Origin of the sequence: Streptomyces albireticuli (genome assembly GCF_021228125.1) — a bacterium.
GTDB classification, from domain to species: Bacteria; Actinomycetota; Actinomycetes; order Streptomycetales; family Streptomycetaceae; genus Streptomyces; species Streptomyces albireticuli.
In genome coordinates this window covers 96,135-120,590 of sequence record NZ_JAJQQS010000004.1, presented here as the reverse complement: position 1 = coordinate 120,590, position 24,456 = coordinate 96,135, and the positions used below count along the sequence as shown (strand labels likewise).

The 24,456-nt window shown below is 73.4% G+C and carries 20 protein-coding genes and 1 riboswitch; of the genes, 15 read left to right on the top strand and 5 right to left on the bottom strand.

The window, feature by feature from the left end:
* The first annotated feature begins 53 nt into the window (after positions 1-53).
* Positions 54-488, top strand: a complete 435-nt coding sequence (locus LUZ64_RS08885; RefSeq protein WP_095580777.1) for a hypothetical protein — start codon at positions 54-56, stop codon at positions 486-488.
* Between the two features lie 97 nt (positions 489-585).
* Here the strand turns inward: LUZ64_RS08885 and LUZ64_RS08880 are convergent, their stop codons facing one another.
* On the bottom strand, positions 586-1,818 hold the full coding sequence (locus LUZ64_RS08880; RefSeq protein WP_095580775.1) for an MFS transporter: 1,233 nt from the start codon (positions 1,816-1,818) through the stop codon (positions 586-588).
* Between the two features lie 108 nt (positions 1,819-1,926).
* Positions 1,927-4,311: a chitinase C-terminal domain-containing protein gene (locus tag LUZ64_RS08875; RefSeq protein WP_095580773.1), complete on the bottom strand. Its 2,385-nt coding sequence runs from the start codon at positions 4,309-4,311 to the stop codon at positions 1,927-1,929.
* A 430-nt stretch (positions 4,312-4,741) separates the two neighbouring features.
* Positions 4,742-4,872: riboswitch (FMN riboswitch) on the top strand.
* Between the two features lie 204 nt (positions 4,873-5,076).
* Between LUZ64_RS08875 and ribD the strand changes: the two genes are divergently transcribed.
* The 10 genes from ribD to LUZ64_RS08825 all read left to right on the top strand — a co-directional run bounded on the left by ribD (position 5,077) and on the right by LUZ64_RS08825 (position 13,683).
* Positions 5,077-6,171 carry a bifunctional diaminohydroxyphosphoribosylaminopyrimidine deaminase/5-amino-6-(5-phosphoribosylamino)uracil reductase RibD gene (ribD, locus tag LUZ64_RS08870; RefSeq protein WP_095580828.1) on the top strand — a complete coding sequence of 365 codons (1,095 nt, stop codon included), beginning with the start codon at positions 5,077-5,079 and terminating at the stop codon, positions 6,169-6,171.
* A 2-nt stretch (positions 6,172-6,173) separates the two neighbouring features.
* Complete coding sequence (locus LUZ64_RS08865) at positions 6,174-6,794, top strand: riboflavin synthase (protein WP_095580771.1); 621 nt, start codon at positions 6,174-6,176, stop codon at positions 6,792-6,794.
* Complete coding sequence (locus LUZ64_RS08860) at positions 6,791-7,447, top strand: nicotinamide mononucleotide transporter family protein (protein ID WP_095580769.1); 657 nt, start codon at positions 6,791-6,793, stop codon at positions 7,445-7,447. The genes LUZ64_RS08865 and LUZ64_RS08860 overlap by 4 nt, the downstream gene beginning before the upstream one ends.
* Positions 7,444-8,724 carry a bifunctional 3,4-dihydroxy-2-butanone-4-phosphate synthase/GTP cyclohydrolase II gene (locus LUZ64_RS08855; protein WP_095580767.1) on the top strand — a complete coding sequence of 427 codons (1,281 nt, stop codon included), beginning with the start codon at positions 7,444-7,446 and terminating at the stop codon, positions 8,722-8,724. Before LUZ64_RS08860 ends, LUZ64_RS08855 begins: the two co-directional genes overlap by 4 nt.
* Positions 8,725-8,796: 72 nt before the next feature.
* Positions 8,797-9,282: a 6,7-dimethyl-8-ribityllumazine synthase gene (ribH, locus tag LUZ64_RS08850; RefSeq protein ID WP_095580765.1), complete on the top strand. Its 486-nt coding sequence runs from the start codon at positions 8,797-8,799 to the stop codon at positions 9,280-9,282.
* A gap of 33 nt (positions 9,283-9,315) precedes the next feature.
* Entirely contained in the window at positions 9,316-9,588 is a 273-nt protein-coding gene (locus tag LUZ64_RS08845) for a phosphoribosyl-ATP diphosphatase (RefSeq protein ID WP_095580763.1), read from the top strand.
* 102 nt (positions 9,589-9,690) lie between these two features.
* Complete coding sequence (gene hisG / locus LUZ64_RS08840; protein WP_087929012.1) at positions 9,691-10,539, top strand: ATP phosphoribosyltransferase; 849 nt, start codon at positions 9,691-9,693, stop codon at positions 10,537-10,539.
* A gap of 21 nt (positions 10,540-10,560) precedes the next feature.
* A complete protein-coding gene (locus LUZ64_RS08835) occupies positions 10,561-11,022 on the top strand; it encodes a PH domain-containing protein (protein ID WP_095580761.1) in 462 nt (153 codons plus the stop codon).
* A 199-nt stretch (positions 11,023-11,221) separates the two neighbouring features.
* A complete protein-coding gene (locus LUZ64_RS08830; RefSeq protein ID WP_095580759.1) occupies positions 11,222-12,598 on the top strand; it encodes a hemolysin family protein in 1,377 nt (458 codons plus the stop codon).
* Positions 12,595-13,683 (top strand): hemolysin family protein, encoded by a 1,089-nt coding sequence (locus tag LUZ64_RS08825; protein WP_095580758.1) that lies wholly within the window; start codon positions 12,595-12,597, stop codon positions 13,681-13,683. Before LUZ64_RS08830 ends, LUZ64_RS08825 begins: the two co-directional genes overlap by 4 nt.
* Before the next feature lie 115 nt (positions 13,684-13,798).
* Here the strand turns inward: LUZ64_RS08825 and LUZ64_RS08820 are convergent, their stop codons facing one another.
* Together LUZ64_RS08820 and LUZ64_RS08815 are read right to left on the bottom strand one after the other, a co-directional pair.
* A complete protein-coding gene (locus LUZ64_RS08820) occupies positions 13,799-15,718 on the bottom strand; it encodes an AAA family ATPase (protein WP_095580827.1) in 1,920 nt (639 codons plus the stop codon).
* 501 nt (positions 15,719-16,219) lie between these two features.
* Positions 16,220-16,849 (bottom strand): uridine kinase family protein, encoded by a 630-nt coding sequence (locus LUZ64_RS08815; RefSeq protein WP_372472005.1) that lies wholly within the window; start codon positions 16,847-16,849, stop codon positions 16,220-16,222.
* A 226-nt stretch (positions 16,850-17,075) separates the two neighbouring features.
* Here LUZ64_RS08815 and LUZ64_RS08810 point away from each other — a divergent pair, with 226 nt between their 5' ends.
* The 3 genes from LUZ64_RS08810 (at position 17,076) to LUZ64_RS08800 (ending at position 22,388) form a co-directional block, all read left to right on the top strand.
* Positions 17,076-18,521 (top strand): C39 family peptidase, encoded by a 1,446-nt coding sequence (locus tag LUZ64_RS08810; protein WP_095580825.1) that lies wholly within the window; start codon positions 17,076-17,078, stop codon positions 18,519-18,521.
* A 250-nt stretch (positions 18,522-18,771) separates the two neighbouring features.
* Positions 18,772-19,608, top strand: a complete 837-nt coding sequence (locus LUZ64_RS08805; protein ID WP_095580824.1) for an SAM-dependent methyltransferase — start codon at positions 18,772-18,774, stop codon at positions 19,606-19,608.
* Positions 19,609-19,823: 215 nt separating this feature from the next.
* Positions 19,824-22,388, top strand: coding sequence for a putative bifunctional diguanylate cyclase/phosphodiesterase (locus LUZ64_RS08800; protein ID WP_232390217.1), 2,565 nt, complete (start codon positions 19,824-19,826; stop codon positions 22,386-22,388).
* Here LUZ64_RS08800 and LUZ64_RS08795 read toward each other — a convergent pair.
* Positions 22,325-22,819: a DUF779 domain-containing protein gene (locus LUZ64_RS08795; protein ID WP_095580756.1), complete on the bottom strand. Its 495-nt coding sequence runs from the start codon at positions 22,817-22,819 to the stop codon at positions 22,325-22,327. The genes LUZ64_RS08800 and LUZ64_RS08795 overlap by 64 nt on opposite strands.
* Positions 22,820-23,119: 300 nt before the next feature.
* On the opposite strand from LUZ64_RS08795, the gene LUZ64_RS08790 reads away from it, so the two are divergent.
* Positions 23,120-23,782, top strand: coding sequence for a GGDEF domain-containing protein (locus tag LUZ64_RS08790; protein WP_095580754.1), 663 nt, complete (start codon positions 23,120-23,122; stop codon positions 23,780-23,782).
* Positions 23,783-24,456: the final 674 nt, after the last annotated feature.

The window sequence follows — 24,456 nt, the reverse complement described above, 5'->3', positions numbered from 1 at the left end:
CGCTCGCACGGTATGCGTCCGTTGTCCGACTTCCTGCAACCAGGAGACTAGATATGCGCAAGCTCGTCGGCCGTACCGCGGCCGCCGCCGTCCTCGCCGCCGCCGCCATCGTCCCGATGTCGGGAGTGGCCCAGGCCACCCCCGTGACCCCGGCGGTCCAGGCGTGGGGCCACGACCACGACGGTGACCGCGACCGCGACCACCACCACGGCCACGACCACGGCCGTCACCACGACCGTGACGGTGACTGCGACGGCCACGGCTGGGGCGGACACCGTCACCACGACGGCCACGGCTGGGGCGGCGGCCACGGCTGGGGCGGCGGCCACCACAAGGACTGTGACGACTGGGGCTGGGGTGGCGGCCGTCACCACGGTGGTGGCTGGGGCTGGGACGACGACGGCTGCGGCCGTCACCACCACGGCGGTGGCTGGGGCTGGGGCAACCACGGCTTCGGCGGCCTCGGCGGTCTCTTCGGCATCCTCTAGCCGGCGCTCCCAGGCCGGATGATCCGGGCCGTACGGCGGACCCCCAGTGGGGCCGCCGTACGGCCCGTTCCGTACCCTGCCGCCCCCTTCCCGTGCGCTACGCGTCCGGCGTCCGGGACGGGGCCGCCCCGTCGGTGGCGGCCGCGCGCGTACGCGCCGGGACCCGCAGCACTCCGGCCCCGGCCACCAGCCCCGCCGCCAGCGCCGTGACCAGACCGAATGACATCACCAGCGAGCCGGCGGCGGCGATCTGGCCGATCACGGCCGGGGCGATCAGCGACGAGGTATAGGTGATCGTCGCGACGCCCGCGATCGCCTGGCTCGGCGCCGGACCGCGGCGTCCGGCCGCCGCGAAGGCCAGCGGTACGACCACGGCGACGCCCAGCCCGATGAGGGCGAACCCCCCGACGGCCGGCCCCGGCCCGGTCGCCAGGACCACCAGCAGCCCGCCGGCGGTGGCCAGCGCGCCGCCCGCCCGTACCGTCCGCACCGGCCCGAACCGCCGGACCACCGCGTCGCCCGCGAACCGGGCGGCGGCCATGGTGCAGGAGAACGCCGTGGTGCAGGCCGCCGCGAGTCCCGGCCCGGTGCCGATGACATCGCGGAGGTAGACCGCCGACCAGTCCAGGCTCGCTCCCTCGGCGAACACCGCGCAGAAGGCCACCGCCCCGATGGCCAGCGCGGAGCGCGGCGGCAGCGCGAACCGGGGCGGCGGGTGCTCCCCGGCGGCCGGCGGCGGGTCCAGGACGTGCCGGCAGGCGAGCACGCCGACGACGGCGAGCACGAGGGCCGCGAGCCCGAGGTGGATCCGGGCGTCGAGGCCGGTGTGCGCGGCGACCGTGCCCGCGGCCGAGCCGGCGAGCGCCCCCGCGCTCCACATCCCGTGCAGCCCCGACATGATCGACCGGCCCAGCCGCTCCTCCGTCTCCACCCCGAGCGCGTTCATGGCCACGTCCGCCGTCCCGGACGTGGCCCCGTACACGGCCAGCGCGACGCAGAGGGCGGGCAGGCCGGGGGAGAGCGCGGGCAGCGCGACGGAAGCGCACCACAGGACGAGCAGTCCGCGCAGCGCGGCCCGCGCGCCGAAGCGGTGCCCGATCCGGCCGGCCAGCGGCATCGCGCAGCAGGCGCCGATCGCGGGGCAGGCGAGGGCGAGGCCGAGCGCGCCCGCGCCGAGGTCCAAGTGGCTCTGGATCCAGGGGATCCGGGTGGCGAAGCTCCCGCTCACCGCGCCGTGCACGGCGAAGACGGCGGCCACCGCGCGTCTCGCCCGGCGCAGCCGGAGGTCCGGGGGAGCCGTGCGGTCCGTTCGCTTCGCTCTGGTGGCCATGGACGGGCATCCTTCCGGACGGGGTCCGCGCGGGTCGAGCCCACGACGGACCCCGCGGGGTCACCGCGTCACCCGGTCGTGGGCGACGCGGTGGGTGGGGCGGCCCGCTCAGCAGGCGCCGAGGTCCTGCCACACCCCCCATTCGCCGGTGGTTCCGGGCTCGTCGCCCTGGGTCCACCACCGGGCCTTCCAGGAGTGCGACTTCCAGGAGACGGTGGCGCCGCCGTTGTACACGCCCGCCTTGTCCCAGGACGGGGCCGTGCAGGCGCCGCCGGTCGGGGTCGGGGTGGGCGTGCCCGTCGGGGTGCCGGTCGGGGTCGGTGTGGCGCCGCCCGGCTCGACCACGGTCGTGCCGCGCGTCAGGTCGCCGGCGAGGGCGTACGTCTTCCCGCCGAAGCCGACGGTCCAGTTGGAGGGCGTCGACGTCGGCAGGTAGTAGACGAAGTCGAGGTCGGCCGAGGCGCCGGGGGCGAGCGGCTGGGAGGCCGGCAGCTTCACCGAGACGCGGTGGTAGTCGCCCTTGAGGCCGCCGATGTTGTTGCCCGCCGTGTGGTCGCTGCGGACGACCTTCAGCCCCCAGCCCGATTGGTCCTTGGCGTTGCCCGGTGCGGAATTCGCGTAGTCGAACTGGAATTCCGCGCCGCCGGGGATGGTGGACTTGGTCCTGTTGGTGAAGTGGATCTTCGGGTTGATGGGGTAGTTGCTGTCGCCCAGCGCGAAGTTGGTGAGGCTGACGTCGATGTCGATCGCCTGTGCGGGGAGTTCGGTGGTGGCCCGCCGGGCGCCGTAGGCGGGGGCCGCCTTGAACGCGTCGTACATCGTGGAGGTGAGCGTGGTGCCGGGTTCGTACTGGCCCTTGGCGGCGTTGTAGCCGTAGTCGCCCGCCAGTTCCCAGACCATCGTGCCGCCGAGCCCCTTGTCGACGACGTACTGGGCCTTGGCCTTCACGGACTGCTCGTCCTCGGTGGAGAGGAAGACCTTCTTCTCGGCGTTCCAGAGCCAGGGGGCGACCAGGGTGGCGTCGTACTTGCGGGCGTAGGTGCCGGTCAGCTTGGTGCCGGCCGGGAAGCCGTATTTCGTGGCGTAGTCCCCGACGACGCCCTTCTCCAGGTTCTTGGCGTGCCACATGGGGTTCGAACCGGCGGGGGACTCCTTGCCGGCGTCGTCCTTGTCGTGCCAGAGGTTGTCGATGCCGACGGCGCCGTCACCGCAGGTGGTCAGGCCCGAGCCGGCCGGGCAGGTGGTGGTCTTCGCGGTGCCCCACAGGCCGTCGGTGCCGCCGGTGACGTTCTTCCAGCCGCGCGAGTAGTAGGGCAGGCCCAGGTTGATCCGCCCGGGCGGCAGGGCGCCCCGGAAGTAGTGGTACGACCAGTCGCCGTTGAGATAGCCGGTGCCGCCGTACTGCGCGGTGGTGTAGACGCCCCATTTGGCCAGCTCGGCGTCCTTCCCGTCGTCGTACAGCGCGGCGTTCGGCCCCACGAACTCGTTCCAGGCGCCGTGCAGGTCGTACGACATCACATTGACGTAGTCCAGGTATTTCGTCGTCTGGTACGTCTCCATGCCGCGCAGCAGATAGCCGGAGGAGGGGGCGGCGACGGAGAGGAGGTAGTGCTTGCCGTCCGCCGCGCCCGCGCGGTCCAGTTTCTCGCGGAGGGTCTTCATCAGTGCCGCGTACCCCTTGTTGAGGCCGCCGCGCCGGGCGTTGGCGAGTGCCCAGTCCTTGGGGTTCCCGGCGTCCTTCATCGACGTCGGGTATTCGTAGTCGATGTCGAGTCCGTTGAATCCGTATTTCTTGACGAACGCGACGGCGGAGTCGGCGAAGGTGTCGATCCCGGCCTGGTTCACCGAGCCGTCGGCGTTGGTCGCGGTCTTGTAGAAGCCGCCGGAGTCGACGCGCTTGCCGTTCTCGTCGATATAGCCGCCGGTCTCGGCCCAGCCGCCCACCGAGACGAGGGTCTTCACCCGGGGGTGCTGCTTCTTGAATTTGTTCAGCAGGTTGAAGTGGCCCTTGTAGGGCAGGTCCGGGTCCATCTCGGTGCCCTGGACGCCCGGCCAGGTCATGCCGGTCGCGGGGTTGTCCGCGCTGTCCTTGCCGACGGAGATCCTGTCGTCCGGGCCGACGTGCGCGAAGGCGTAGTTGAGGTGGGTGACCTTGTCCCAGGGGATGTCGGAGGCGAGGTAGGCGGGGGTGCCGTCCTTGCCGGTGCGCCAGCCCGTGAAGTAGCCGATGACGCGGCGCTGGTGGTCGGCGCCCATCTTCTCGCGGCCGGCGGCGTCGTAGACGGAACAGTAGGGGACGTCGACGCCCGGTGTGGTGTAGAGGCCGTCGGGGCGACAGGCGGACTGGTCCTCGGCGTGCGAGGCGGTCGCGGAGAGCGTGCCGACGAGCAGCCCGGCCAGGGCGGTGCCGACGGCGGCGAGGGTGAGGCCGCGGCGGGACCCGCGGGCGGGTCTCGCGGGCGGGTGGTCGACGGGTCTGTTTCCGGCCAGCATGATCGGGTTCCTCCAGGTGGGGGGTCGGTCGAGCGATGCGGGGGGTGCGTGCGTCGTGCCATGGCCCGGGTTCGCGCCAACCGCGGGCCGTACTCCTCGGAGGTGTGGCAGAGGTTAAAAGGACTAGACCAGTGCGTCAATAGGTACGGACCAAAGTTCGAGTCGCGGTCTTCGGACAGGGGCCCTCCGGCCGCACCACCCGGCCCGTGCGCCCCCGGCGGCCCGCGTGGCGCCGGCCCGGCGGACCCTTTGATTCCGCCGGGCGGCTCCCCGGACCCTCGGGTTTCGGCCGCCGCACTCCGTCACATCACCGTGGACACCGCGCCGCCCCTCGGCGTACGCTCGGAGGCGCCTTACCAGTAGCGTCCCGGCGGTTTTCAAGGAACGTGCAGGTCAGGCGCCATGTAGCATGAATTGAGATCCATTTACGCAGCGCACTCCGGGGTCGGTGAAAGTCCGAACCGGCGGTTACAGTCCGCGACCCGTCCGCAGCCAGCGGTCGGTTGACCAGGTGAAATTCCTGGACCGACGGTTAAAGTCCGGATGGGAGGCAGTGCGCGGCGGGTATGTGACGGCACACCGTTCCACAGGTGGCGGCCGCCCCGTGAGGGGTGGGCTCCCTCCTCGGCCGATTCCGGGCCACCGGTGTCCTCGTCGTCGGCGTACCCGTCTCTTCGTCGTCCCGTACGACAGCCCCGGAGTCCGTGCCCGAAGAGGCAGGAGGACCCGGTGGCCACCCAAGAGGGCACCGTCGAAGCAGAAGCGATGCGGCGTGCGATCGCGCTCGCCGCTCGTGCCCTCGGCTCCACCAGCCCCAACCCCGTCGTGGGCTGCGTCCTGCTCGACGCGCAGGGCCGCCCGGCGGGCGAGGGCTGGCACCACCGCGCGGGCACCCCGCACGCCGAGGTGAACGCCCTGCGCGCCGCGGCCGAGGCCGGCCACGACATCCGCGGTGGCACCGCCGTCGTCACCCTCGAACCCTGCAACCACACCGGTCGCACGGGCCCCTGTGCCCAGGCCCTCATCGCCGCCGGTGTCGGCCGGGTCGTCTACGCCGTCGCCGACCCCACCCCCGACGCCACCGGCGGCGCCGCCACGCTGGCCGCCGCCGGCGTGGACGTCGAGGGCGGGCTGCTCGCCGCCGAGGCGGCGGCCGGCAACGCCGCCTGGCTCACCTCGGCCGCCCTCGGCCGCCCCTTCGTGCTGTGGAAGTACGCCGCCACCCTCGACGGGCGCAGCGCCGCCGCCGACGGCACCAGCCGCTGGATCTCCTCCGCGGAGTCCCGCGCCGACGTCCACCGGCTGCGCGCCGAGGCCGACGCCGTCGTCGTCGGCTCCGGCACCCTGCGCGCCGACGACCCGCACCTGGCCGTGCGCGGCCCCCTCCTCGGCGAGGGGACCGTCACCCAGCCGCTGCGCGTCGTCGTCGACACCCACGCCTCCGTCCGGCCCGGCGCCCGGGTCCTCGACGACGCGGCGCCCACCCTGATCGCCGTCGGCGAGCACGCCGACACCGCCCACCTGACCGGCGCCGACGTCGTCCGGCTGCCCCGGAACGGCACCGGCCTCGACATCACCGCCCTGCTCGCCGAGCTCCACGGGCGCGGGGTCCGCTCCGTCCTGCTGGAGGGCGGCCCCACCCTCGCCGGCGCGTTCGTCGCCGCCGGCGCCGTCGACCGCGTCGTCGGCTATCTCGCCCCCGCCCTGCTCGGCGCGGGCCCCACGGCCCTCGGCGACGCCGGCGTCGCCACGCTCGCGAAGGCGCCCCGCCTGGCCGTCACCGACGTCACCCGGCTCGGCCCCGACCTGCGGATCACCGCGGTCCCCACCACTGCCACCACCGCTCCTGAGGAGAACTGAACGTGTTCACCGGAATCGTCGAAGAACTGGGCGAGGTCGTCTCCGTCGACAGCCGTGGCGACTCCTCGCTGTTCCGGCTCCGCGGCCCGCTGGTCACCGAGGGCGCCAAGCACGGTGACTCCATCGCCGTCAACGGCGTCTGTCTGACGGTCGTCGAGACCGCGGACGGGGAGTTCACGGCGGACGTGATGGCCGAGTCCCTCAAGCGCTCCAGCCTCGGGGCGCTCGTCCCCGGCTCCCGCGTCAACCTCGAACGCCCCATGGCGCTCGGCGGACGCCTCGGCGGCCACCTCGTCCAGGGCCACGTCGACGGCACCGGCACCATCCTGGAGCGGGTGCCCGGCGAGCACTGGGAGATCGTGAAGATCGCCCTCCCGGCCGCGCTGCGCCGCTACGTCGTGGACAAGGGCTCCATCACCGTCGACGGCATCAGCCTGACCGTCGTCGAGGCCGGCCGGGACTTCTTCACCGTCAGCCTCATCCCCACCACGCTCCAGCTGACCACCCTCGGGGTGAAGCGGGTCGGCGACCCGGTCAACCTCGAGGTCGACGTCCTCGCCAAGTACGTCGAGCGGCTGCTCGCCGACGGCGCCGTCCGGGGCACCGGGGAGCCGGTCGCATGAGCGCCCTGAACTGGCTCAACAGCGAGGCGTTCGCCGCCTTCGGGCAGCACGTCATCTGGTCCGACATGATCGGGAACAGTGTCGGCCTGGCCGCCCTGGCCCTCGGCTGGCGGCGCTCCATATGGACCTGGCCCACGCAGTTCCTCTCCGGCCTGATCCTCGTCGCCGCCTACGCCTCCGCGCACCTCAGCGGCGGCATCGGCAAGCAGCTCCTGGTCATCGGCGTCGCGCTGTGGGGCTGGCGGCAGTGGCACCGCGGCCGGCGCGAGGCGCAGGACGGCTCGATCGCCGTCCGCTTCGCCACCTGGCGTGAGCGCCTCACCCTGCTCGTGGGCACCGCCGTCGGCACCCTCGCCGTCGGCGCCCTGTTCACGGCCGTGCCGGAGCTGTCCTGGAACCCCTGGCCGGACGCCTACATCTTCGTCGGCACGCTCGCCGCGATGGTCGCCCAGGCGCGCGGCCTCGTCGAGTTCTGGTTCGCCTGGCTGCTCGTGGACGTCGTCGGCGTCCCCCTCGCCTTCAGCAGCGGACTGGCCTTCTCCGGCCTCGTCTACGTCATCTATCTCGCCCTCGTCCTGTGGGGCCTGCGCGACTGGTGGCTGCGCTCCCGTTCGGGCACGCAGCAGCCGGCACTGGAAGGAGCAGCGGCATGACCGCCCTGCCGACCTGGTACGACACCGACGACCTGACCCTCGACCCGATCGAGCGCGCCATCGCCGACATCGCGGCCGGCCGGCCCGTCGTCGTCGTGGACGACGAGGACCGGGAGAACGAGGGCGACCTCGTCGTCGCCGCCGAGAAGGTCACCACCGAGATCGTGGCCTTCATGATGAGCGAGTGCCGCGGCCTGATCTGCGTGCCGCTGGAGGAGCCGGACATCACCCGGCTCGACCTGCCGCAGATGGTCGAGCACAACACCGAGTCGATGCGCACCGCCTTCACCGTCTCGGTCGACGCCACCCGCGCCCACGGCACCGGCACCGGCATCTCCGCCGCCGACCGCGCCACCACCATCCGGCTGCTCGCCGACCCCACCACGGCCCCCGGCGACTTCGTCCGCCCCGGCCATGTCTTCCCGCTGCGCGCCAAGCCCGGCGGGGTGCTCGTCCGCGACGGCCACACCGAGGCCGGCGTGGACCTCGCCCGGCTCGCCGGGCTGCGGCCCGCCGCCGCGATCGTGGAGATCGCGGGCGAGGACGGCGCGATGCTGCGGCTGCCCGAGCTGATCCCCTTCGCCCGGAAGCACGGCCTGTCGATCATCTCCATCGAGGATCTGATCGCCTACCGCCGCTCGGCCGAGCCCACCGTCCGCCGCGAGGCCGCCACCCGGCTGCCCACCGCCTTCGGCGACTTCCGCGCCCACGGCTACCGCTCGACGGTGGACGGCGTGGAGCACATCGCGCTGGTGGCAGGCGACCTCGGCGACGGCGAGGACGTCCTGGTGCGCGTCCACTCCGAGTGCCTGACCGGCGACGTCTTCGCCTCCCAGCGCTGCGACTGCGGCCCGCAGCTGCACGCCTCCCTGGAGCGGATCGCCACCGAGGGGCGCGGTGTCGTCCTCTACCTCCGGGGCCACGAGGGCCGCGGCATCGGTCTGCTGCCCAAGCTGCGCGCCTACGAGCTTCAGGAGGAGGGCCGCGACACGCTGGACGCCAACCTCGAACTCGGCCTCCCCGCGGACGGCCGCGACTACGCCGCCGGCGCGCAGATCCTCGCCGACCTCGGCGTCCGCTCGCTGCGGCTGATGACCAACAACCCCGACAAGACCGCCGCCCTCACCCGGCACGGGCTCGAGGTCACCGGCCGGGAGCCGATGCCGGTGCAGGCGGGCGAGCACAACCTCCGCTATCTGCGCACCAAGCGCGACCGGATGGGCCACGACCTGCCCTGGCTCGACGCCGACCCGGTGTCGCCCTGCGCCAACCAGTGAGAAACCCCTGATCCACCCGATCCACCCGAACCCCCTGCGAAGATCCCGCAGGCGAACCACCCGAGGAGAAACGTGAGCGGCAAGGGCGCCCCCGAGCTGAGTGTGCGGAACTGCCAGGACCTGCGTGTGGCCGTGATCGCCGCGCAGTGGCACGAGAAGGTGATGGACGGCCTCGTCGACGGCGCCCTGCGGGCCCTGCACGACATCGGCATCGACGAGCCGACCCTGCTCCGCGTTCCCGGCAGCTGGGAGCTGCCGGTCGTGGCCAAGGTCCTGGCCGGCCGGGGCTACGACGCGATCGTCGCCCTCGGCGTCGTCATCCGCGGCGGCACCCCGCACTTCGAGTACGTGTGCCAGGGCGTGACCCAGGGGCTCACCCAGGTCTCCACCGACACCGGTGTCCCCGTCGGCTTCGGCGTCCTGACGTGCGACACCGAGGAGCAGGCCCTGGACCGCGCCGGACTGGAGGGTTCCCACGAGGACAAGGGCCACGAGGCCGTCACCGCCGCCCTCGCCACGGCCGTCATCCTGCGCTCCGTGTCGGAGCCCTGGCACTGACCCGGGGGCCGGACCCCGTAGGGTAGGACCACCATGTCCAAGAAGACGTTCGAGGAGCTGTTCACCGAGCTCCAGCAGAAGGCCGCCTCCGGCGACCCCACCACCTCCCGCACCGCCGAACTGGTGGACAAGGGGGTGCACGCCATCGGCAAGAAGGTGGTCGAGGAGGCCGCCGAGGTGTGGATGGCCGCCGAGTACGAGGGCGCCGACGCCACCGCCGAGGAGATCTCCCAGCTCCTCTACCACGTTCAGGTGATGATGGTCGCCCGGGGGATCTCCCTCGACGACGTATACGCTCATCTGTAGCCCGTAGGGCGATTCGCACCCCGCGAAACGCCCCACGGACCGCATTTGACGCACCCGCATCACAGACGACACGCATTACACATAAAGGAAGAAGCAAACCTCATGCTGCGCATCGCCGTTCCCAACAAGGGTTCTCTCTCCGAGCCTGCGTCGGCGATGCTCCATGAGGCCGGCTACCGCCAGCGCAAGGACCGCAGGGAACTGGTCCTCGTCGACTCGGCCAACGATGTCGAGTTCTTCTTCCTGCGCCCGCGCGACATCGCGGTGTACGTCGGCTCCGGCAAGCTCGACATCGGCATCACCGGCCGCGACCTGCTGCTGGACTCCGGCTCCCAGGCCGAGGAGATCATGCAGCTCGGCTTCGCCGGGTCGACCTTCCGCTACGCCACCCGGCCGGGCACCGCGAAGGACGTCGGCGACTTCGGCGGCATGACCATCGCCACCTCCTTCTCCGGCCTGGTCACCAAGCACCTCGCCGACCACGGCGTCGACGCCTCCGTCGTCCACCTCGACGGCGCCGTCGAGACGGCCATCCAGCTCGGCGTCGCCGAGATCATCGCGGATGTCGTCGAGACCGGCACCACGCTGCGCAACGCCGGCCTGGAGATCATCGGCGAGCCCATCCTGGAGTCCGAGGCCGTCGTCATCCGCCGCGCCGGCGCCCCCCTCGACGACCCCAAGGTCCAGCAGTTCCTCCGCCGGATGCAGGGCGTCCTCGTCGCCCGGCGCTACGTGATGATGGACTACGACATCCGTGTCGAGCACGTCGAGCGCGCCGTCTCCCTCACCCCCGGCCTGGAATCGCCCACCGTCTCCCCGCTGCACCACGAGGGCTGGGTCGCCGTCCGCTCGATGGTCCCCGCCCAGGACGCCCAGCGGATCATGGACGAGCTGTACGAGCTGGGCGCGCGCGCCATCCTCACCACCGGCATCCACGCCTGCCGCCTCTGACGGCCCGAAGGAACGTACGACGTGTCCACCCCGCCCCCGGCCGGCCTGCCCCAGCTGCCCGTCACCTTCCGGCCCACCCGTACCCGGATCGTGCTGCTGTCCCTCGGCGCCGCGCTCTTCACCGTGCTCACGGTGATGTCCCTGACGCTCTCCACCCTCACGGGCGGGGACCGGGCCACCTTCATCGGCACCGGGCTGCTGTTCTTCGCGGCGCTCGCGGTGCTCAGCCGCCCCAAGGTCGTCGCCTCCGAGGAGGGCGTCACCGTGGTGAACCTGGCGACGACCCGGCGGCTGGCCTGGGCCCAGGTCGTCCGGGTCAACCTGCGCGCCGGTGACGCCTGGGTCCACCTCGACCTCTCCGACGGCACCAGCCTGCCGGCCATGGGCATCCAGCCGGGCGTCGCCAAGCAGCAGGCCATCGCCGACGCCCGCGCGCTGCGCGCGCTCGCCGAGGCGCACGGCACCGGAAGCTCCACGACCTGAGGCTCCCGCCCGCCCCCGGGCGGCACCTCCTTGATTACTCTGGTGCCACGGGCACACATCGTGCCCCGCCCCGCACCGCAGCGGCCACGGTTCAGCACGGCCGCGCGGGGCACCTGCGAACCGAGGAGTGACTCCCTCCGGCAATGGACGGATCGTCCTGCAGTACCCGCGCCGCCGCCCACCGTGACGAGGCGGCGGCATGAGTGTCACCGTGTCCCTGCTGCTTCTCGCGGCAGCCCTGCTCCTCATCCTGGCGAACGGCTTCTTCGTCGCCGCCGAGTTCGGCCTGGTGACCGTCGAGAAGCCGGAGGCCGAACGGGCCGCGGCCGACGGCGACCGCCGCGCCCGCACCGTCGTCGCCTCCCTGCGCGAGCTCTCCTTCCAGCTCTCGGGCACCCAACTCGGCATCACCATCACCTCCTTGGTGGTCGGCATGCTCGCCGAGCCCGCCCTGGGCCACCTGCTCACCGGCCCGCTGGCCGGCGCGGGCGTCCCCGACGGCGCCGCCCCCGGCGTCGCCGTGGTCACCGGCATGCTGGTCGCCTCGGCCGTCCAGATGGTCGTCGGCGAGCTCGTGCCCAAGAACTGGGCGGTCTCCCGGCCCCTCCAGGTCGCGCGCTTCGTCGCCGGCCCCCAGCACGCCTTCGCCCACCTCTTCCGCCCCGTGATCACCGCGCTGAACGCGGTGGCCAACCGGCTGGTGCGGGCCATGGGCGTCGAGCCCGCCGAGGAGCTGGCCTCCGCCCGCACCCCCGGCGAACTCGTCTCCCTCGCCCGGCACTCGGCCCGGGCCGGCGCCCTGGAGCAGGACACCGCCGACCTGTTCGTACGGACCCTCTCGCTCGGCGAGCTGACCGCGCAGCACGTGATGACCCCGCGGGTGAAGGTCAGCGCCCTCCAGTCGTCCGCGACCGCCGAGGACGTCCTCAACCTCACCCGGGCCACCGGTCTCTCCCGTTTCCCGGTCTACCACGAGCGCCTGGACGAGATCGTCGGCATGGTCCACCTCAAGGCGGCCCTCGCGGTCCCCGGCCCCGACCGGCTGCGCACGCCCGTCGGCCGGATTGCCGTCGCCCCCATGCTCGTCCCCGGGACGCTGCCCGTGCAGCCGCTGCTGGAACAGCTGCGCAGCGGGCAGCCGATAGCCGTCGTCGTCGACGAATACGGCGGCACGGCCGGGGTGGTGACCCTGGAGGACATCGTCGAGGAGCTCGTCGGCGAGGTCCGCGACGAGCACGACGCCCTGGACGCCGGGCGGCCCGAACTGGCCCCCGTCGCCTGCGAGGACGGCCGGTCCGTCTGGGACGCCGACGGCGGCTGCCGGGTCGACGCCCTGCGCCGCATAGGACTGGAGGCGCCCGACGGCCCGTACGAGACCGTGGCCGGGCTCGTCGCCGACCTCCTCGGCCGCATCCCCGTGCCCGGCGACACCGCCGAACTGCCCGGCTGGCGGCTCTCGGTGCGCCGGGTGGGCCACCACCGCGCCGAGCGGGTGCGGTTCGCCCGTACGGCCCCTCTCGTCGCCGCGGGCGTCGGTGCGGGTGCGGGCGCGGCGGGCCGGGGGGACGCGCGATGAGCTTCCTGCAACTCCTCTTCGCCCTCGTGCTGGTGCTCGCCAACGGCTTCTTCGTCGGCGCCGAGTTCGCGCTCGTCTCCGTACGCCGCAGCCAGATCGAACCCCGGGCCGCCGAGGGCTCGGGCCGCGCCCGCACCGTCCTGACCGGGCTGGAGAACCTGCCGCAGATGATGGCGGCGGCTCAGTTCGGCATCACCGTCTGCTCCCTGACCCTCGGCGCGGTGGCCGAGCCGACCGTGGCCCGGCTGCTGGAGCCCGTCTTCCACGCGGTGGGGCTGCCGGCCGGGCTGATCCACCCCCTGGGCTATGTGATCGCCCTGGCACTCGTGGTCTTCCTGCACCTGGTCATCGGCGAGATGGTGCCGAAGAACCTGGCGATGTCGGCCCCCGACCGGGCGGCGCTCTGGCTCGGCCCCGGCCTGGTCGCCTTCGCCCGGCTCTGCCGGCCGGTCACCGCGCTGCTCGGCGCCTGCGCGCACGGTGTGCTCCGGCTGTTCCGCGTCGAGCCCAAGGACGAGGTGGAGGCCGTCTTCACCAGCGAGCAGCTCAACCGCCTGGTGGCGGACTCCCGTCAGGCCGGGCTGCTGGAGCGGGCCGAGCAGGAGCGCCTGGAGGACGCCCTGGAGCTGGGCAGCCGCCCGGTCACGGACGTCCTCCTGGACCCCGCCACCCTGGTCACCGTAGACCCGTCCGTCACCCCTCGGCAGGTCGAGGAACTGACGGTACGGACCGGCTACTCCCGCTTCCCGGTGGCCGGCCCCGGCGGCGTCATCATGGGCTACCTCCATGTGAAGGACGTCCTGGACCTGGAGGACCGCGAGCGCGCCGTCCCGCAGCACATCTGGCGCCGCGTGGAGACCCTCCGGGCCGAACTGCCCCTGGACGACGCCCTCACCGTGATGCGGAGGGCCGCCGCGCACCTGGCGGCCGTCGCGGACGGGACCGGGCGGGTGCTGGGGCTCGTGGCGCTGGAGGACGTGCTGGAGATGCTGGTGGGCGAGGTGAGGGACCCTTCGCACCGGGTGGTCCCCACGGTCAGGGTCGCGGATCCCCGGCTGCCTCGGGAGGAGGCGTTGGCGGGCTGAGCGGTCCGGCCGTGCCGGCGTGCGGGTGGCCTTTCCCCTACCCGCCCCTTCCCGAATGTCCTCAAGCGCCGGACGGGCTGATTCAGCCCGCCCGGCGCTTGAGCCCGGGTTCGTCCTACGCCGGGTCCTGGGGATCGCGGGACCCGGGCCGCGGTGAGTTCCAGCCCGGCCCGGACAGCACCTCGCCGTACGCCTGCATCAGATCCGGCAGCCGCAGCGTCGCCAGGTCGTCCCGCGACAGCTCGCCCGGATACCCCGACAGCCGCAGATCGCGGTACGCGCAGCTCTTCTCGTACAGAGTGCGCAGGAAGCGGCCGTTGCCCAGCTCGTCGATCCAGCCCTGCTCGACCACGTGCCCGCTGATGCTGCGCAGCTCCTCCAGCGCCTCGTCGTCCCAGCGGTCGCCGTTCTCGCCGGCGAGCACCTCGCCGATGCTGGTGAGTTCGGCGGGGCGGTAGCTGGGGAAGTCCACCCGGGTGGTGAAGCGGGAGCCCAGACCGGGGTTGGTGGCGAGCAGGCGGTCCATGCCCTCGGGGTAGCCGGCCAGGATCACCACCAGCCGGTCGCGGTTGTCCTCCGCGCGCTTGAGCAGGACCTGGAGGGCCTCGTCGCCGTAGGCGTCGCCCTTGCTGTAGCCGGAGTTGGAGAGGCTGTACGCCTCGTCGACGAAGAGCACCCCGCCGAGCGCGGAGTCGATCAGCTCATTGGCCTTCACCGCCGTCTGGCCCAGGAACTCACCCACCAGGTCGGCCCGCTGGGCCTCCACCAGATGGTCGCCGCCGAGCAGCCCGAGGGCGTAGAAGACCCGGCCGAGGATCCGCGCGACCGTGGTCTTCCCTGTGCCCGAGGGGCCGGAGAAGACGAAGTGGCGCTTGGGGGGCTGTACGGGCAGTCCCTGGCCGGCCCTCAGCCGTGCCATGTGCAGCTGCGCCGACAGCGCCCGCACCTGCCGCTTCACCGGCTCCAGGCCCACCATCCGCTCCAGCTCCGAGAGCGCCTTGGCCAGCAGCACGGGGTCGGAGGGGCCCGGCGACGGCTGCTCGGGCGGGGTTTGCGCGGGGACGCGGGCCTTGCGGCGCAGGTCGTCGCCGTCGGCCTGCGGGGAGCCGGTGGGCACCGGGTCCGTGCCGGTCAGAACGCCCCGGCCGTCGAGGGAGCCCGGTGTCGCGGCCGGATCGGGATCCGCCGCCGTGGTGTCGCCGGAGGGCGCGGGCTCCTGGCCGGGCGGGCCGCCGAGCGGCACCGGGGCGAGGCCCAGGTGGTCCTCCAGGCCGTCCCCGTCGGCGATGGCGGTGAGCCGGGCCGAGGTGTCCATGAAGGAGGGGTCCACCCGGTGGACCGCCCGGTAGAGGGGGAGGGCCGCGGCGCTGCGCCCGGTGCCCTCGTGGGCGCGGGCCAGCCAGTAGCGCAGCTCCTTGCGCTGCGGCTGCTCGCTGCGGCAGCGCATCAGGGCGGCGGCCAGCAGCGGTTCGGCCTGCCCGTACATCTCCAGCCGGACCCGGGCCATGCCGCCGAACAGCCCCGCCTCGATGCCGAGCAGGGGGTCGTCCAGCAGCGGCTCGGTGTGGCGTACGAGCTGCTCCCAGTCCTTCACCAGATAGGCGCGGCAGGCGTGCAGGAAGCGGGCCTGGAGGTCGGTCTCGACGGGCGGGCAGCCGGCCAGCGCCCGGTCCAGCTCCGGCACATGGCGGCCGTCGAGCCAGTGCGAGGCGTGGGCGAGCAGGAGGTCGCGGCCGCTCTCCAGGACGGGCTGCACCCACCAGCCGAGCCAGTACCAGGAATTGAGGGTCCGCCGGTGGCGGGCGCGCTGCTCTCCGAAGCGGTCCCGGTGGCGGTACATGCGCAGCAGCGCGGTCGTGGTGTCGGCGCGCAGCGCGTGCAGACCGAGCCAGGCGTCCGCCATCCCCGGGTCGACCCGGACCGCCGCGCGGAACTCCTCCTCGGCCTGTGCGTACGCGCCCATGGTGTAGGCGTCGACGGCGCGCAGCCAGGCGAGATCGGCCGGGGCGGGTGGGCCCTGCATGCCGAAATCCATCACGTCCCCCACAAACCGTGCCCCCGTAGCGTGCTGCCGGGCTCGTGCCTGACCCGCTTTTTGAACCGCTGTGCTGTGGACGGGAGTTGACCAGTGTGCTCGGCGCACCCGCCGATGGGTGCACCGCTCGCATCGTACCTGCGTGGTCGGCGTGGGCCGAAGGGTGCCGCACCGCTGTTCACGGCGGAAACGCGATCCCCGCGGGGTCGGTTCGGGGGCCGGGGGGTGGTAACCCTGGGTGAGGAGGGCCCGGGAGCAAAGCGCTCATACGGGAAAGGGGTGAGGGGAACGAAGCCCCCGATCACGGGGGAACAACCGGGGGCTTCGCGTCCACAAGCGGCCTTCACCGGCCGCACAATGAGAACGTAAGTCCTGTACGCCCCCTCGGTCAAGCGGAGTTGGCGCACTCGGCGGGGATCCGGCGGTGGGGTGCCTCCGACCTGCGGCTGTGTGAGGGCTGTGTGACGGTGGGCGGTCACCGACAGTGAGGGTGAGGGGTGTTCAGGGCAGTTGCCGCGGCCCCGGCAGCACCTCGTACCCCTCTTCGCCCTGAAGAATCAGCAGTTCGGCGTACGGGCGCGTCGGGTCCACGGTGAAATGTTCGAACTCCGCTCGCTTCCAGCCGTCCCAGAATTCGGTCAGGCCGGGCCCGTCGCGGAGTTGACCCCTTTCCCAGGAGCGCTCGTACGCCAACTCCATCCACAGCAGGCACGCCAGATGGGGCCTCAGCGCCCGGCGGCCCGCGCCGACGCCCTCGACGAGCACCACGGGGGCGGCGGGCAGCTCGCGCTCCTCCTCGAACCGCCGTGCCACCCAGTCGTAGGCGCGGTAGCGGGCGGCCTCGCCGCGCGCGAAGGGCGTGAGGACCCCTTCGGCCATCCGCCCGACCCAGCCGAACAGCTCCTCGTGCGTCGCGAGGTCGTCCAGATGGAGGACGGGCGCGCCGCCCAGCGCCGCCGCCAGCCGGGCGCAGAAGGTCGACTTCCCCGAGCCGGCGTGCCCGTCGACGGCCACGAGCCGCACCGGCCCGAGGGACGGCGGCAGCGCCCGCAGCCGCCGGGCGAGGGCCGGCAGCGGGTCCGGTGGAGGATCCAGGGGGAACCGGGCGGAAGCGGGGCGGGGCTCGTTCACCGGATCACCCTATGGCCGGTACGGCGGGCGCCCGGTATTGGGGACGCGCCGTACGGGGAATCAGTGGCTCGCACCTGAACCCGTACGCGTACCCGTGCGCGTACCCGAGCCGTTCGCGTATCCGACCCCGTACGTGGAACGCGTACGCGTATCCGGGGTCGCACGCGGACCCGAATCCGAACCTTTGGCCGCACCGCACCCGTCGACCGACTGGGGGATCACCGCCATGACCAGCAGACCCACACCCCGCCGCACCGTACTCGCCGCGGCCCTCGGGGCCGCGGCGGCGGGCGGCGTCACCGCCGCCCCCGCGCTCGCCTTCGCCGCCTCGCCGCCGCCCACGTCACCGTCCTCCTCTTCCGGTCCCGCGGATCCCGCCGGATCCCCTTCCGCCGGCTCCTCGTCCCCCGCGGCCGCGCCCGGCGGGCGCCCCGCCGTCGACGACCGCGCCTGGACCACCGCCGCCGACTGGCGCCAGGGCAGCGCCCACGGCACCCGTGTCCGTACGGGCGAGCGCCCCGGCCTGACCGTCGCCCGCCCCGTCGGCACCCTCGACTACACCGACCCGCACACCCGCACCACCACCGCCTGGGAGTACGCCACCTGGACCAGCCCCGTCCACCGGCCGTCCGTCCCCGCGAGCGAGGTCATCGCCTCCTGGAACGCCCATGCCCCCGCGGGCACCTGGCTCCAGGTGGAGCTGCGCGGCACCTACACCGACCGCGCGACGACCCCCTGGTACGTCATGGGCCGGTGGACCGCGGGGGACGCGACCGGCGACATCCGGCGCACGTCCGTCGACGGGCAGGGCGACGGGAAGAGCAGCGTCTCCACCGACACGCTGGCCGTCGACAACCCCGCGACCGGCCTGCGGCTCGCCTCCTACGAGCTGCGCCTGACGCTGTACCGCAGGCCCGGGTCCGGGCTGACCCCGACGGTGTGGCGGCTCGGCGCCATGGGGTCCGACGTCCCCGACCGCTTCACCGTGCCCGCCTCGGTGCCGGGGTCCGGTGCCGGGCGCGAGCTGAAGGTGCCGCGCTTCTCGCAGGAGATCCACAAGGGGCGGTACCCGGAGTACGACAACGGCGGCGAGGCGTGGTGCAGCCCGACGTCCTCGCAGATGGTCATCGAGTACTGGGGCCGCAGGGTCACGCCCGAGGACCTCGCCTGGGTCGACCCGGCCTTCGAGGACCCCCAGGTCTGCCACGCGGCCCGGCACACCTACGACTACCAGTACAAGGGCTGCGGCAACTGGCCGTTCAACGCCGCCTACGCCGCGACGTACCGCGAACTCCAGGCCCTGGTCACACGGCTGGGCTCGCTGAACGACGTCGAGCGGCTCGTCCGGGCGAAGATCCCCGTCATCACCTCCCAGTCGTTCCTCGCCGAGGAACTCGACGGAGCCGGCTACGGCACGGCCGGTCACCTCATGTGTCTCATCGGGTTCACCCGCGATGGTGACGTCGTGGCCAACGACCCGGCGAGCCCGACGGACGCGGCGGTCCGGCGCGTCTACAAACGCCGCCAGTTCGAGAACATCTGGCTCAGGACCAAGCGCTACAACGCGCAGGGACAGGTCAGGAGCGGCACGGGAGGCGTCTGTTACCTCTACTTCCCCGTCGACCCCGCTCCGGAGCAGGCGCGCGCGCTGAAGGAGCTCCGGCTGCGCTGACCGTCCGGACGTCCGAGCGTCCGCACACCGGCCGTCCGCCCGTCGGGGTGGGCGGCCGAGGGGAGTGCGGGAGAGACGCATATCACGGGGGAAAGCGGTTTCAGTGTGCCCCGGGTGACGCACCCGCAGCGGATGGACACGAGTGAGCGACCGCATGCGGACCGTTGATTTCCGCTTGCACCTTCCATTCGAACGAACGATCAGTAGCCTCTGCTCCAATGCCCGCGCGATGAGCTGGAGCGACAGAGTGATCGAGCGTCCTACCTGGGCCCCTCCGGGCATCGACATCTCGGTGCCGAGCGTGTCCCGTATCTACGACTACTTCCTGGGTGGTTCGCACAATTTCGAGGCCGACCGGGAGGCCGGGCGCCGGGCCATGGTCGCCTTCCCGGGCCTGCCGAAGATCATGCAGGCGAACCGGGCCTTCCTGCGGCGCGCCGTGCGCTACGCCGTCGGACAGGGCGTCACCCAGTTCCTCGACATCGGCTCCGGCATCCCGACCTTCGGCAACGTCCACGAGATCGCGCGCGCCGCGGACCCCGCCACGCGCGTCGTCTACGTCGACCACGACCCGGTCGCCGTCGCGCACAGCCGGGCCGTCCTGGACGGCGACCCCCGTGCCGCCGTCGTGGCCGCGGACCTGCGGGACCCGCGGTCCGTCCTGGCCAGCCGCGAGGTCGCGGGCCTGCTGGACCTGGACCGGCCGGTGGCCCTGCTGCTCGTAGCCGTGCTGCACTTCACCCGGGACGGGGACGACCCCTGGGGCGCCGTCGCCCAGCTGCGCGAGGCGCTCGCCCCGGGCAGCCTGCTGGTCCTCACCCACGCGTCGACCGACTCCGGCCCGATGAAGCCGGAGGAGGGCGAGGCCGTGGAGGGCGTCTACCGCAGGGCGGGCTCGCCGCTGCACATGCGCCCGCGCGCCGAGGTGGCCCGCTTCTTCGACGGCTTCGAGATGGTGGAGCCGGGCCTGGTGTCCATGCCGTCCTGGCGCCCCGACCCGGTCACCGGGGGGCGGGGCGCGCCACCGGCCCCGGACGACGATCCCGCCATGCACGTGGGGTTCGCCGGCGTGGGGCGCAAGCCGTGACCCGCCCGTCGGGAGGCGGCAGGCCGGGCGGACCGGGGGACGGAACGTCCCGCCGGGTTACCTTAGGTCCTGCCAGGACGGAAGTCGCCGGGCACCTTGTGGGGGACAAGGCGCCGGGCGGGGCAACAGACGGAACGACAAGCGGAACCGGAAACGGAACCGCGGGTGGAACCGGGGTCGGGGTCGGGGTGGGAATCGGAAGCGGGGCGCCCGCTATGGGCGCCGCGGTGGGCAGGATCGCCGGGTTCTGCGTGCGGGACGGGCAGACGCATGCCCGGGCACGGGAATCGGCCGGCGGTGACGGCATCGATGACGGCATCGGTGAGGGTGGCGACGGCGCCGACGGGACGGGGGCGGCCGGATCGGCTGGTACGGCCGGGGTGGTCGGGTCGGTCGGGTCGGCCGGGTCGGTCAGTACGGCCGAAGCGGCCGGGGCAGCCGGAGTGGCCGGGGCGGCCGGAGCGGCCGGGACAGTCGGCGCGGCCGGAGCGGCCGGGACCGCCGTCACGGCCGAGACCAAGGGGCCGGAGCCGGGCGGCTCCGGCGCGTGCGGAGTCGAGCCGTGCGGAGTCGAGCCGTGCGGGCGCGAGCGGAGCGGCCCGGGGGAGCCCCTGCCGGGGCCGGGCGCCCGGCGCCGTCCCGGTGCGGGCTCCGGTGACGGCCCGCGGCGGTTCGCCGCGCTGTGGAACCGGGTGATCTACCCGGCCACCGCGACGCCCCTGACCCGCGACGAGTTCGAGCATCACCTCGTCCCGCTCGCCGAGCGGCTCGCCGCCGCGCTGCGCACCCCCGACTTCGACCCCGGACCCGCCGCCGAGGTCGGCGCCGCGCTCGTCACCGCGCACTGCACCGACCCCGACACCCTGCCGCTGATCCTCGACGCCGTCGACGCCCACCTCCTCGCGTGCTGCCCGCCCGGCGACGGCGGCCTCGCCCCGGAGGAGGCCCGCGCCCGCTGCGCGCGGCTCCAGCACGCCGTCGCCGCGGGTTTCGCCCGCGCCCTGCGCGAGCGCACCCTCGCCGAGCAGGAGGCGCTCTCCCGCGCCGCGCTCGCCGCGCAGGCGGAGACCGAGCGGGCCCTGCACACCAGCGAGGCCCGGTTCCGGGCGGTGTTCGAGGGGGCGGCCATCGGCGTCGGCATCGCCGACGTCGACGGCCGCATCATGGACGTCAACGACGCCCTGACCCAGATGTTCGGCAGCGTGGCCCACGAGGTGACGGGCCGGAACGTGGGCGAGATGGTCCACCCCGACGACGCGCCCGGCATGTGGGGCCTCTACCGCGAGCTCGTCCGCGGCGACCGCGACTACTACCGCGTCGAGAAGCCGTACTACCGCAGCGACGGCAGCGTCCTGTGGACCGACCTGACGGTGTCCCTGCTGCGCGACGCCCACGGGCGGCCCCAGTACCAGCTGGCGCTGATGGAGGACATCACCGAGCGCCGGCTCCTCCACGAGCAGCTGCGCTACGAGGCCACCCACGACGCCCTCACCGGCCTGCCCAACCGCACCCTCTTCTTCGAGGCCCTCGACAGGGCGCTCGACACGGCCGGGGAGGGCCCCGCCCGCTTCGGCCTGTGCTACCTCGACCTCGACGGCTTCAAGGCCGTCAACGACAGCCTCGGCCACGCCGTGGGCGACCAGCTGCTCGTCGCCGTCGCCGAGCGGCTGCGCTCCTGCGCCACCGCGCCGGAGCAGCTCGTCGCCCGCCTGGGCGGTGACGAGTTCGTGGCCCTGCTCACCGGCCCGTCCGCGCCCAGCGACGCCACCGCGCTCGCCCGCCGGATGCTCGCCGCGCTGGCCGACCCCGTCCGGCTCGAGGGCCGCGACCTGTCCGTACGGGCCAGCATCGGCATCGTCGACGGGACCGCGGGCGGACGCGACGCGGCCGAGGTGCTGCGCAGCGCCGACATCACGATGTACCGGGCCAAGGCGGCCGGCGGCAACCGCTACGAGCTCGCCGACGCCGACTGCGACGCCCGCGCCATCGCCCGGCACAGCCTGACCAACGGGCTGCCCGCGGCGCTGGAGAACGGCGAGTTCTTCATCGAGTACCAGCCGCTGGTCCGGCTCACCGACGGCAGCGTGCGGGGCGCCGAGGCGCTCGTACGCTGGCTGCACCCCGTGCACGGAGTGCTCGGCCCCGACCAGTTCATCCCGCTCGCCGAGAGCACGGGCCTGATCGTGCCGCTCGGCCGCTGGGTGCTGGAGGAGGCGGCCCGGCAGGCCCGCGCCTGGCGCAGCGAGGGCAAGTGCCGGGCCCCGATGCGGGTCAACGTCAACCTCTCGCCGTCCCAGCTGCGCTACCCCTCGCTCGTCGCCGAGACCGTCGCCGTCCTGGAGAACGCCGGCCTGCCGCCGTCCGCCCTCTGCCTGGAGGTCACCGAGAACGCGCTGATCGGTGCCGACGAGGAGGAGCTGCGCCCGCTGCGGCAGCTCGCCGACATGGGCGTGGACATCGCCCTCGACGACTTCGGAACCGGCTACTCCAACCTCTCCTACCTGCGCCGGCTGCCCGTCAGCACGCTCAAGCTCGACCGCTCCTTCACCCGGGGCATGCAGTGCTCGCCCGCCGACCCCGTCGATGTGAAGATCGTCGAGGGGATCGTGTCCCTCGCCCACACCCTCGACCTGTCCGTGACGGTCGAGGGCGTGGAGACGGGCACGCAGGCGGAACACCTGCGGGGGCTCGGCTGCGACACGGCGCAGGGCTGGTACTACGCCCGGCCGGGGCCGCCGGAGCGGCTGTGCGCGCTGGTGTCGGCGGACGCGTCGCCGTGAGACGGGCCCCCGGGCCCGAGGCGGCGGGTCTCGTCGTCCGTGAGCAGGCGTGAGCGGACCAGGAAGCGCACCCCCTCGGGGGCTTCGAGGGAGAAGCCGCTGCCGCGCCCGGGGACCACGTCCACCGTGAGGTGGGTGTGGCACCAGCGTTCGAACTGGTCGGCCGACATCCAGAACCCGACCGGTTCGGCCACGCCGTCGACCCCGAGCTCGGCGAGCAGCACGTCGGAGGCGCCCGTACGGAACTCGCCGTACGGGTAGCACATGGGCGAACTGCCGTCGCAGCAGCCGCCGGACTGGTGGAACATCAGGGGGCCGTGCTCCGCGCGCAGCCGCCGCACGAGCTCGGCGGCGCGCGGGGTGAGGGCGACGCGCGGGCTCTGCCGCGTGCCGCTCCGCGGAGTCGTGGGGCGGGTGTTCCGTGGGCTCATGATCCGGCCTCCGGCTGGTCGCTGTCCGCTGTCCGCTGTCCGCTGTCCGTTGGTCCTTGTCCGCCGGCCCTTGCACCCGGGGTGCACAGCCTGCCGGGGACGGCCGCCCACCGCCAGAGGAAGCGCGCACCGCGCGGGCGGCGGCTCGTGAACACCCTCGCGAAGAAGGGGTGTTCGCCGTCACTCGCTCCCTTCCGGCAGAAGTGGGGATCTCCAGCATGACCGGACCCACCCACAGGCCCGCCCGCGCCCCCACGACGACGACGCGACGGGCCGGCTCTCCGTTCCGGAAGGTGCCCGATGAACCTCCTGCTGCAGGTCTTACCCATAGCCGCCCCCACCCTCGGCTGGGTCACCCACGCGCTCGTCCTCGCCCGTCGGCTCCGTACCGCCCGCACCGACCCGCTGACGGGCCTGATGCGCCGTGAGGAGTTCACCTCCCGCGCGCGACGGGCGATCAGGCACCCGGACGCCGCGGTGCTGCTCCTGGACCTCAACGGCTTCAAGCAGATCAACGACACCCATGGCCACGCGGTGGGCGACCAGGTCATCGCGGCGGTCGGCCGGCGCCTGTCGGTCTGGTGCCGGGAGCGGGGCGGGTTCGCGGCGCGGCTGGGCGGTGACGAGTTCACCGCCGTCGTCCGGCTCGCCCCGGACGCGGACCCCGACGCCGAGTTGACGTACGGGCTCTCGGCCCGGCTCTCCGCGCCGCTCGACACCGACGCGGCGACGCTCTCCCCGCGGGCCTCGATCGGCCTCTGTCGCGTCGGCCACCGCCCCGGCGCCGGGCTCCCGGAGCTGCTGCGGGGCGCGGACGAGGCGATGTACACGGCCAAGCGGCTCGGCCAGCACTGGCGCCCGGCCGGTCCCGTGGACGTCTACGCCACCACCAACGGCCGGCGCGCGGGCCGGCCGGGCACCCACCTGATCCTGCTGCCCGCGGTGCGACGGAAGGCCTCGTGACACGGGAGGCGGCCTAGAGAAGCCGTGCGTACCGGATGTACCGGACATGCCGTGCGCACCGGACGGCACCTCATGAAATCGGACGCACGGGATGTATAGGACGCGCCGGGTCCGCGCCCCGTCCCGGCGGAGGGAGGCGCGCGGGTCCGGTTCCCGTTCCCGCCCCTGCCGTCACGGCCGTTCGCTCCTGTGCGTAGCACACCCGTAGCCCTTTGTAGTATCCGCAGGCAGGGGGCGCGAGAGCGCGCGTAAAGGGCAACTGGCCTATGCGAAGGCGACGAATGCTCCGTGCGCTCCCCAGTGCTTCATCCGAACGCATGCAGCCGTGGTGTGTTCGACGTGGAGTGGGGATGCTCCGGGCAGACCCGGCCGCCGCCGGGAAACCGGCAGGTCCGGGAGGGCCCGGGGGACGGGAGAGGGGCGAGCCGCCATGGGCGAGGTGTCCGGTTCGTTCGGCCCTGTCGTTCCGGATCACGACGCGGGTGGATGAGCGGCGGTGCGGACGGGCGGTGTGTCGGAGGAGGGCTCGGGGAGGTGGGGCACGGCCGCGGCCGTGCCGTACGCCCCCGGCCGCGGAAGACTGCCGTCCGCGCGGTGCCGTGCCGACGCGCGGTCGCGGGGCCGGGGCGCGTTCCCCGGCGGGTCCCGCAGGACGACAGCTTCGTATCGCTTCC

What these genes read in the sequence shown, in the direction of transcription:
- LUZ64_RS08810 (WP_095580825.1), top strand. Translation starts at nt 17,076, where the DNA reads ATGACCAGCAGACCCACACCCCGCCGCACCGTACTCGCCGCGGCCCTC.
- LUZ64_RS08885 (WP_095580777.1), top strand. Translation starts at nt 54, where the DNA reads ATGCGCAAGCTCGTCGGCCGTACCGCGGCCGCCGCCGTCCTCGCCGCC.
- LUZ64_RS08845 (WP_095580763.1), top strand. Translation starts at nt 9,316, where the DNA reads ATGTCCAAGAAGACGTTCGAGGAGCTGTTCACCGAGCTCCAGCAGAAG.
- LUZ64_RS08860 (WP_095580769.1), top strand. Translation starts at nt 6,791, where the DNA reads ATGAGCGCCCTGAACTGGCTCAACAGCGAGGCGTTCGCCGCCTTCGGG.
- LUZ64_RS08855 (WP_095580767.1), top strand. Translation starts at nt 7,444, where the DNA reads ATGACCGCCCTGCCGACCTGGTACGACACCGACGACCTGACCCTCGAC.
- LUZ64_RS08880 (WP_095580775.1), bottom strand. Translation starts at nt 1,818, where the DNA reads ATGGCCACCAGAGCGAAGCGAACGGACCGCACGGCTCCCCCGGACCTC.
- ribD (WP_095580828.1), top strand. Translation starts at nt 5,077, where the DNA reads ATGCGGCGTGCGATCGCGCTCGCCGCTCGTGCCCTCGGCTCCACCAGC.
- LUZ64_RS08830 (WP_095580759.1), top strand. Translation starts at nt 11,222, where the DNA reads ATGAGTGTCACCGTGTCCCTGCTGCTTCTCGCGGCAGCCCTGCTCCTC.
- LUZ64_RS08800 (WP_232390217.1), top strand. Translation starts at nt 19,824, where the DNA reads ATGGGCGCCGCGGTGGGCAGGATCGCCGGGTTCTGCGTGCGGGACGGG.
- LUZ64_RS08820 (WP_095580827.1), bottom strand. Translation starts at nt 15,718, where the DNA reads ATGGATTTCGGCATGCAGGGCCCACCCGCCCCGGCCGATCTCGCCTGG.
- hisG (WP_087929012.1), top strand. Translation starts at nt 9,691, where the DNA reads ATGCTGCGCATCGCCGTTCCCAACAAGGGTTCTCTCTCCGAGCCTGCG.
- LUZ64_RS08875 (WP_095580773.1), bottom strand. Translation starts at nt 4,311, where the DNA reads ATGCTGGCCGGAAACAGACCCGTCGACCACCCGCCCGCGAGACCCGCC.
- LUZ64_RS08825 (WP_095580758.1), top strand. Translation starts at nt 12,595, where the DNA reads ATGAGCTTCCTGCAACTCCTCTTCGCCCTCGTGCTGGTGCTCGCCAAC.
- LUZ64_RS08790 (WP_095580754.1), top strand. Translation starts at nt 23,120, where the DNA reads ATGAACCTCCTGCTGCAGGTCTTACCCATAGCCGCCCCCACCCTCGGC.
- LUZ64_RS08795 (WP_095580756.1), bottom strand. Translation starts at nt 22,819, where the DNA reads ATGAGCCCACGGAACACCCGCCCCACGACTCCGCGGAGCGGCACGCGG.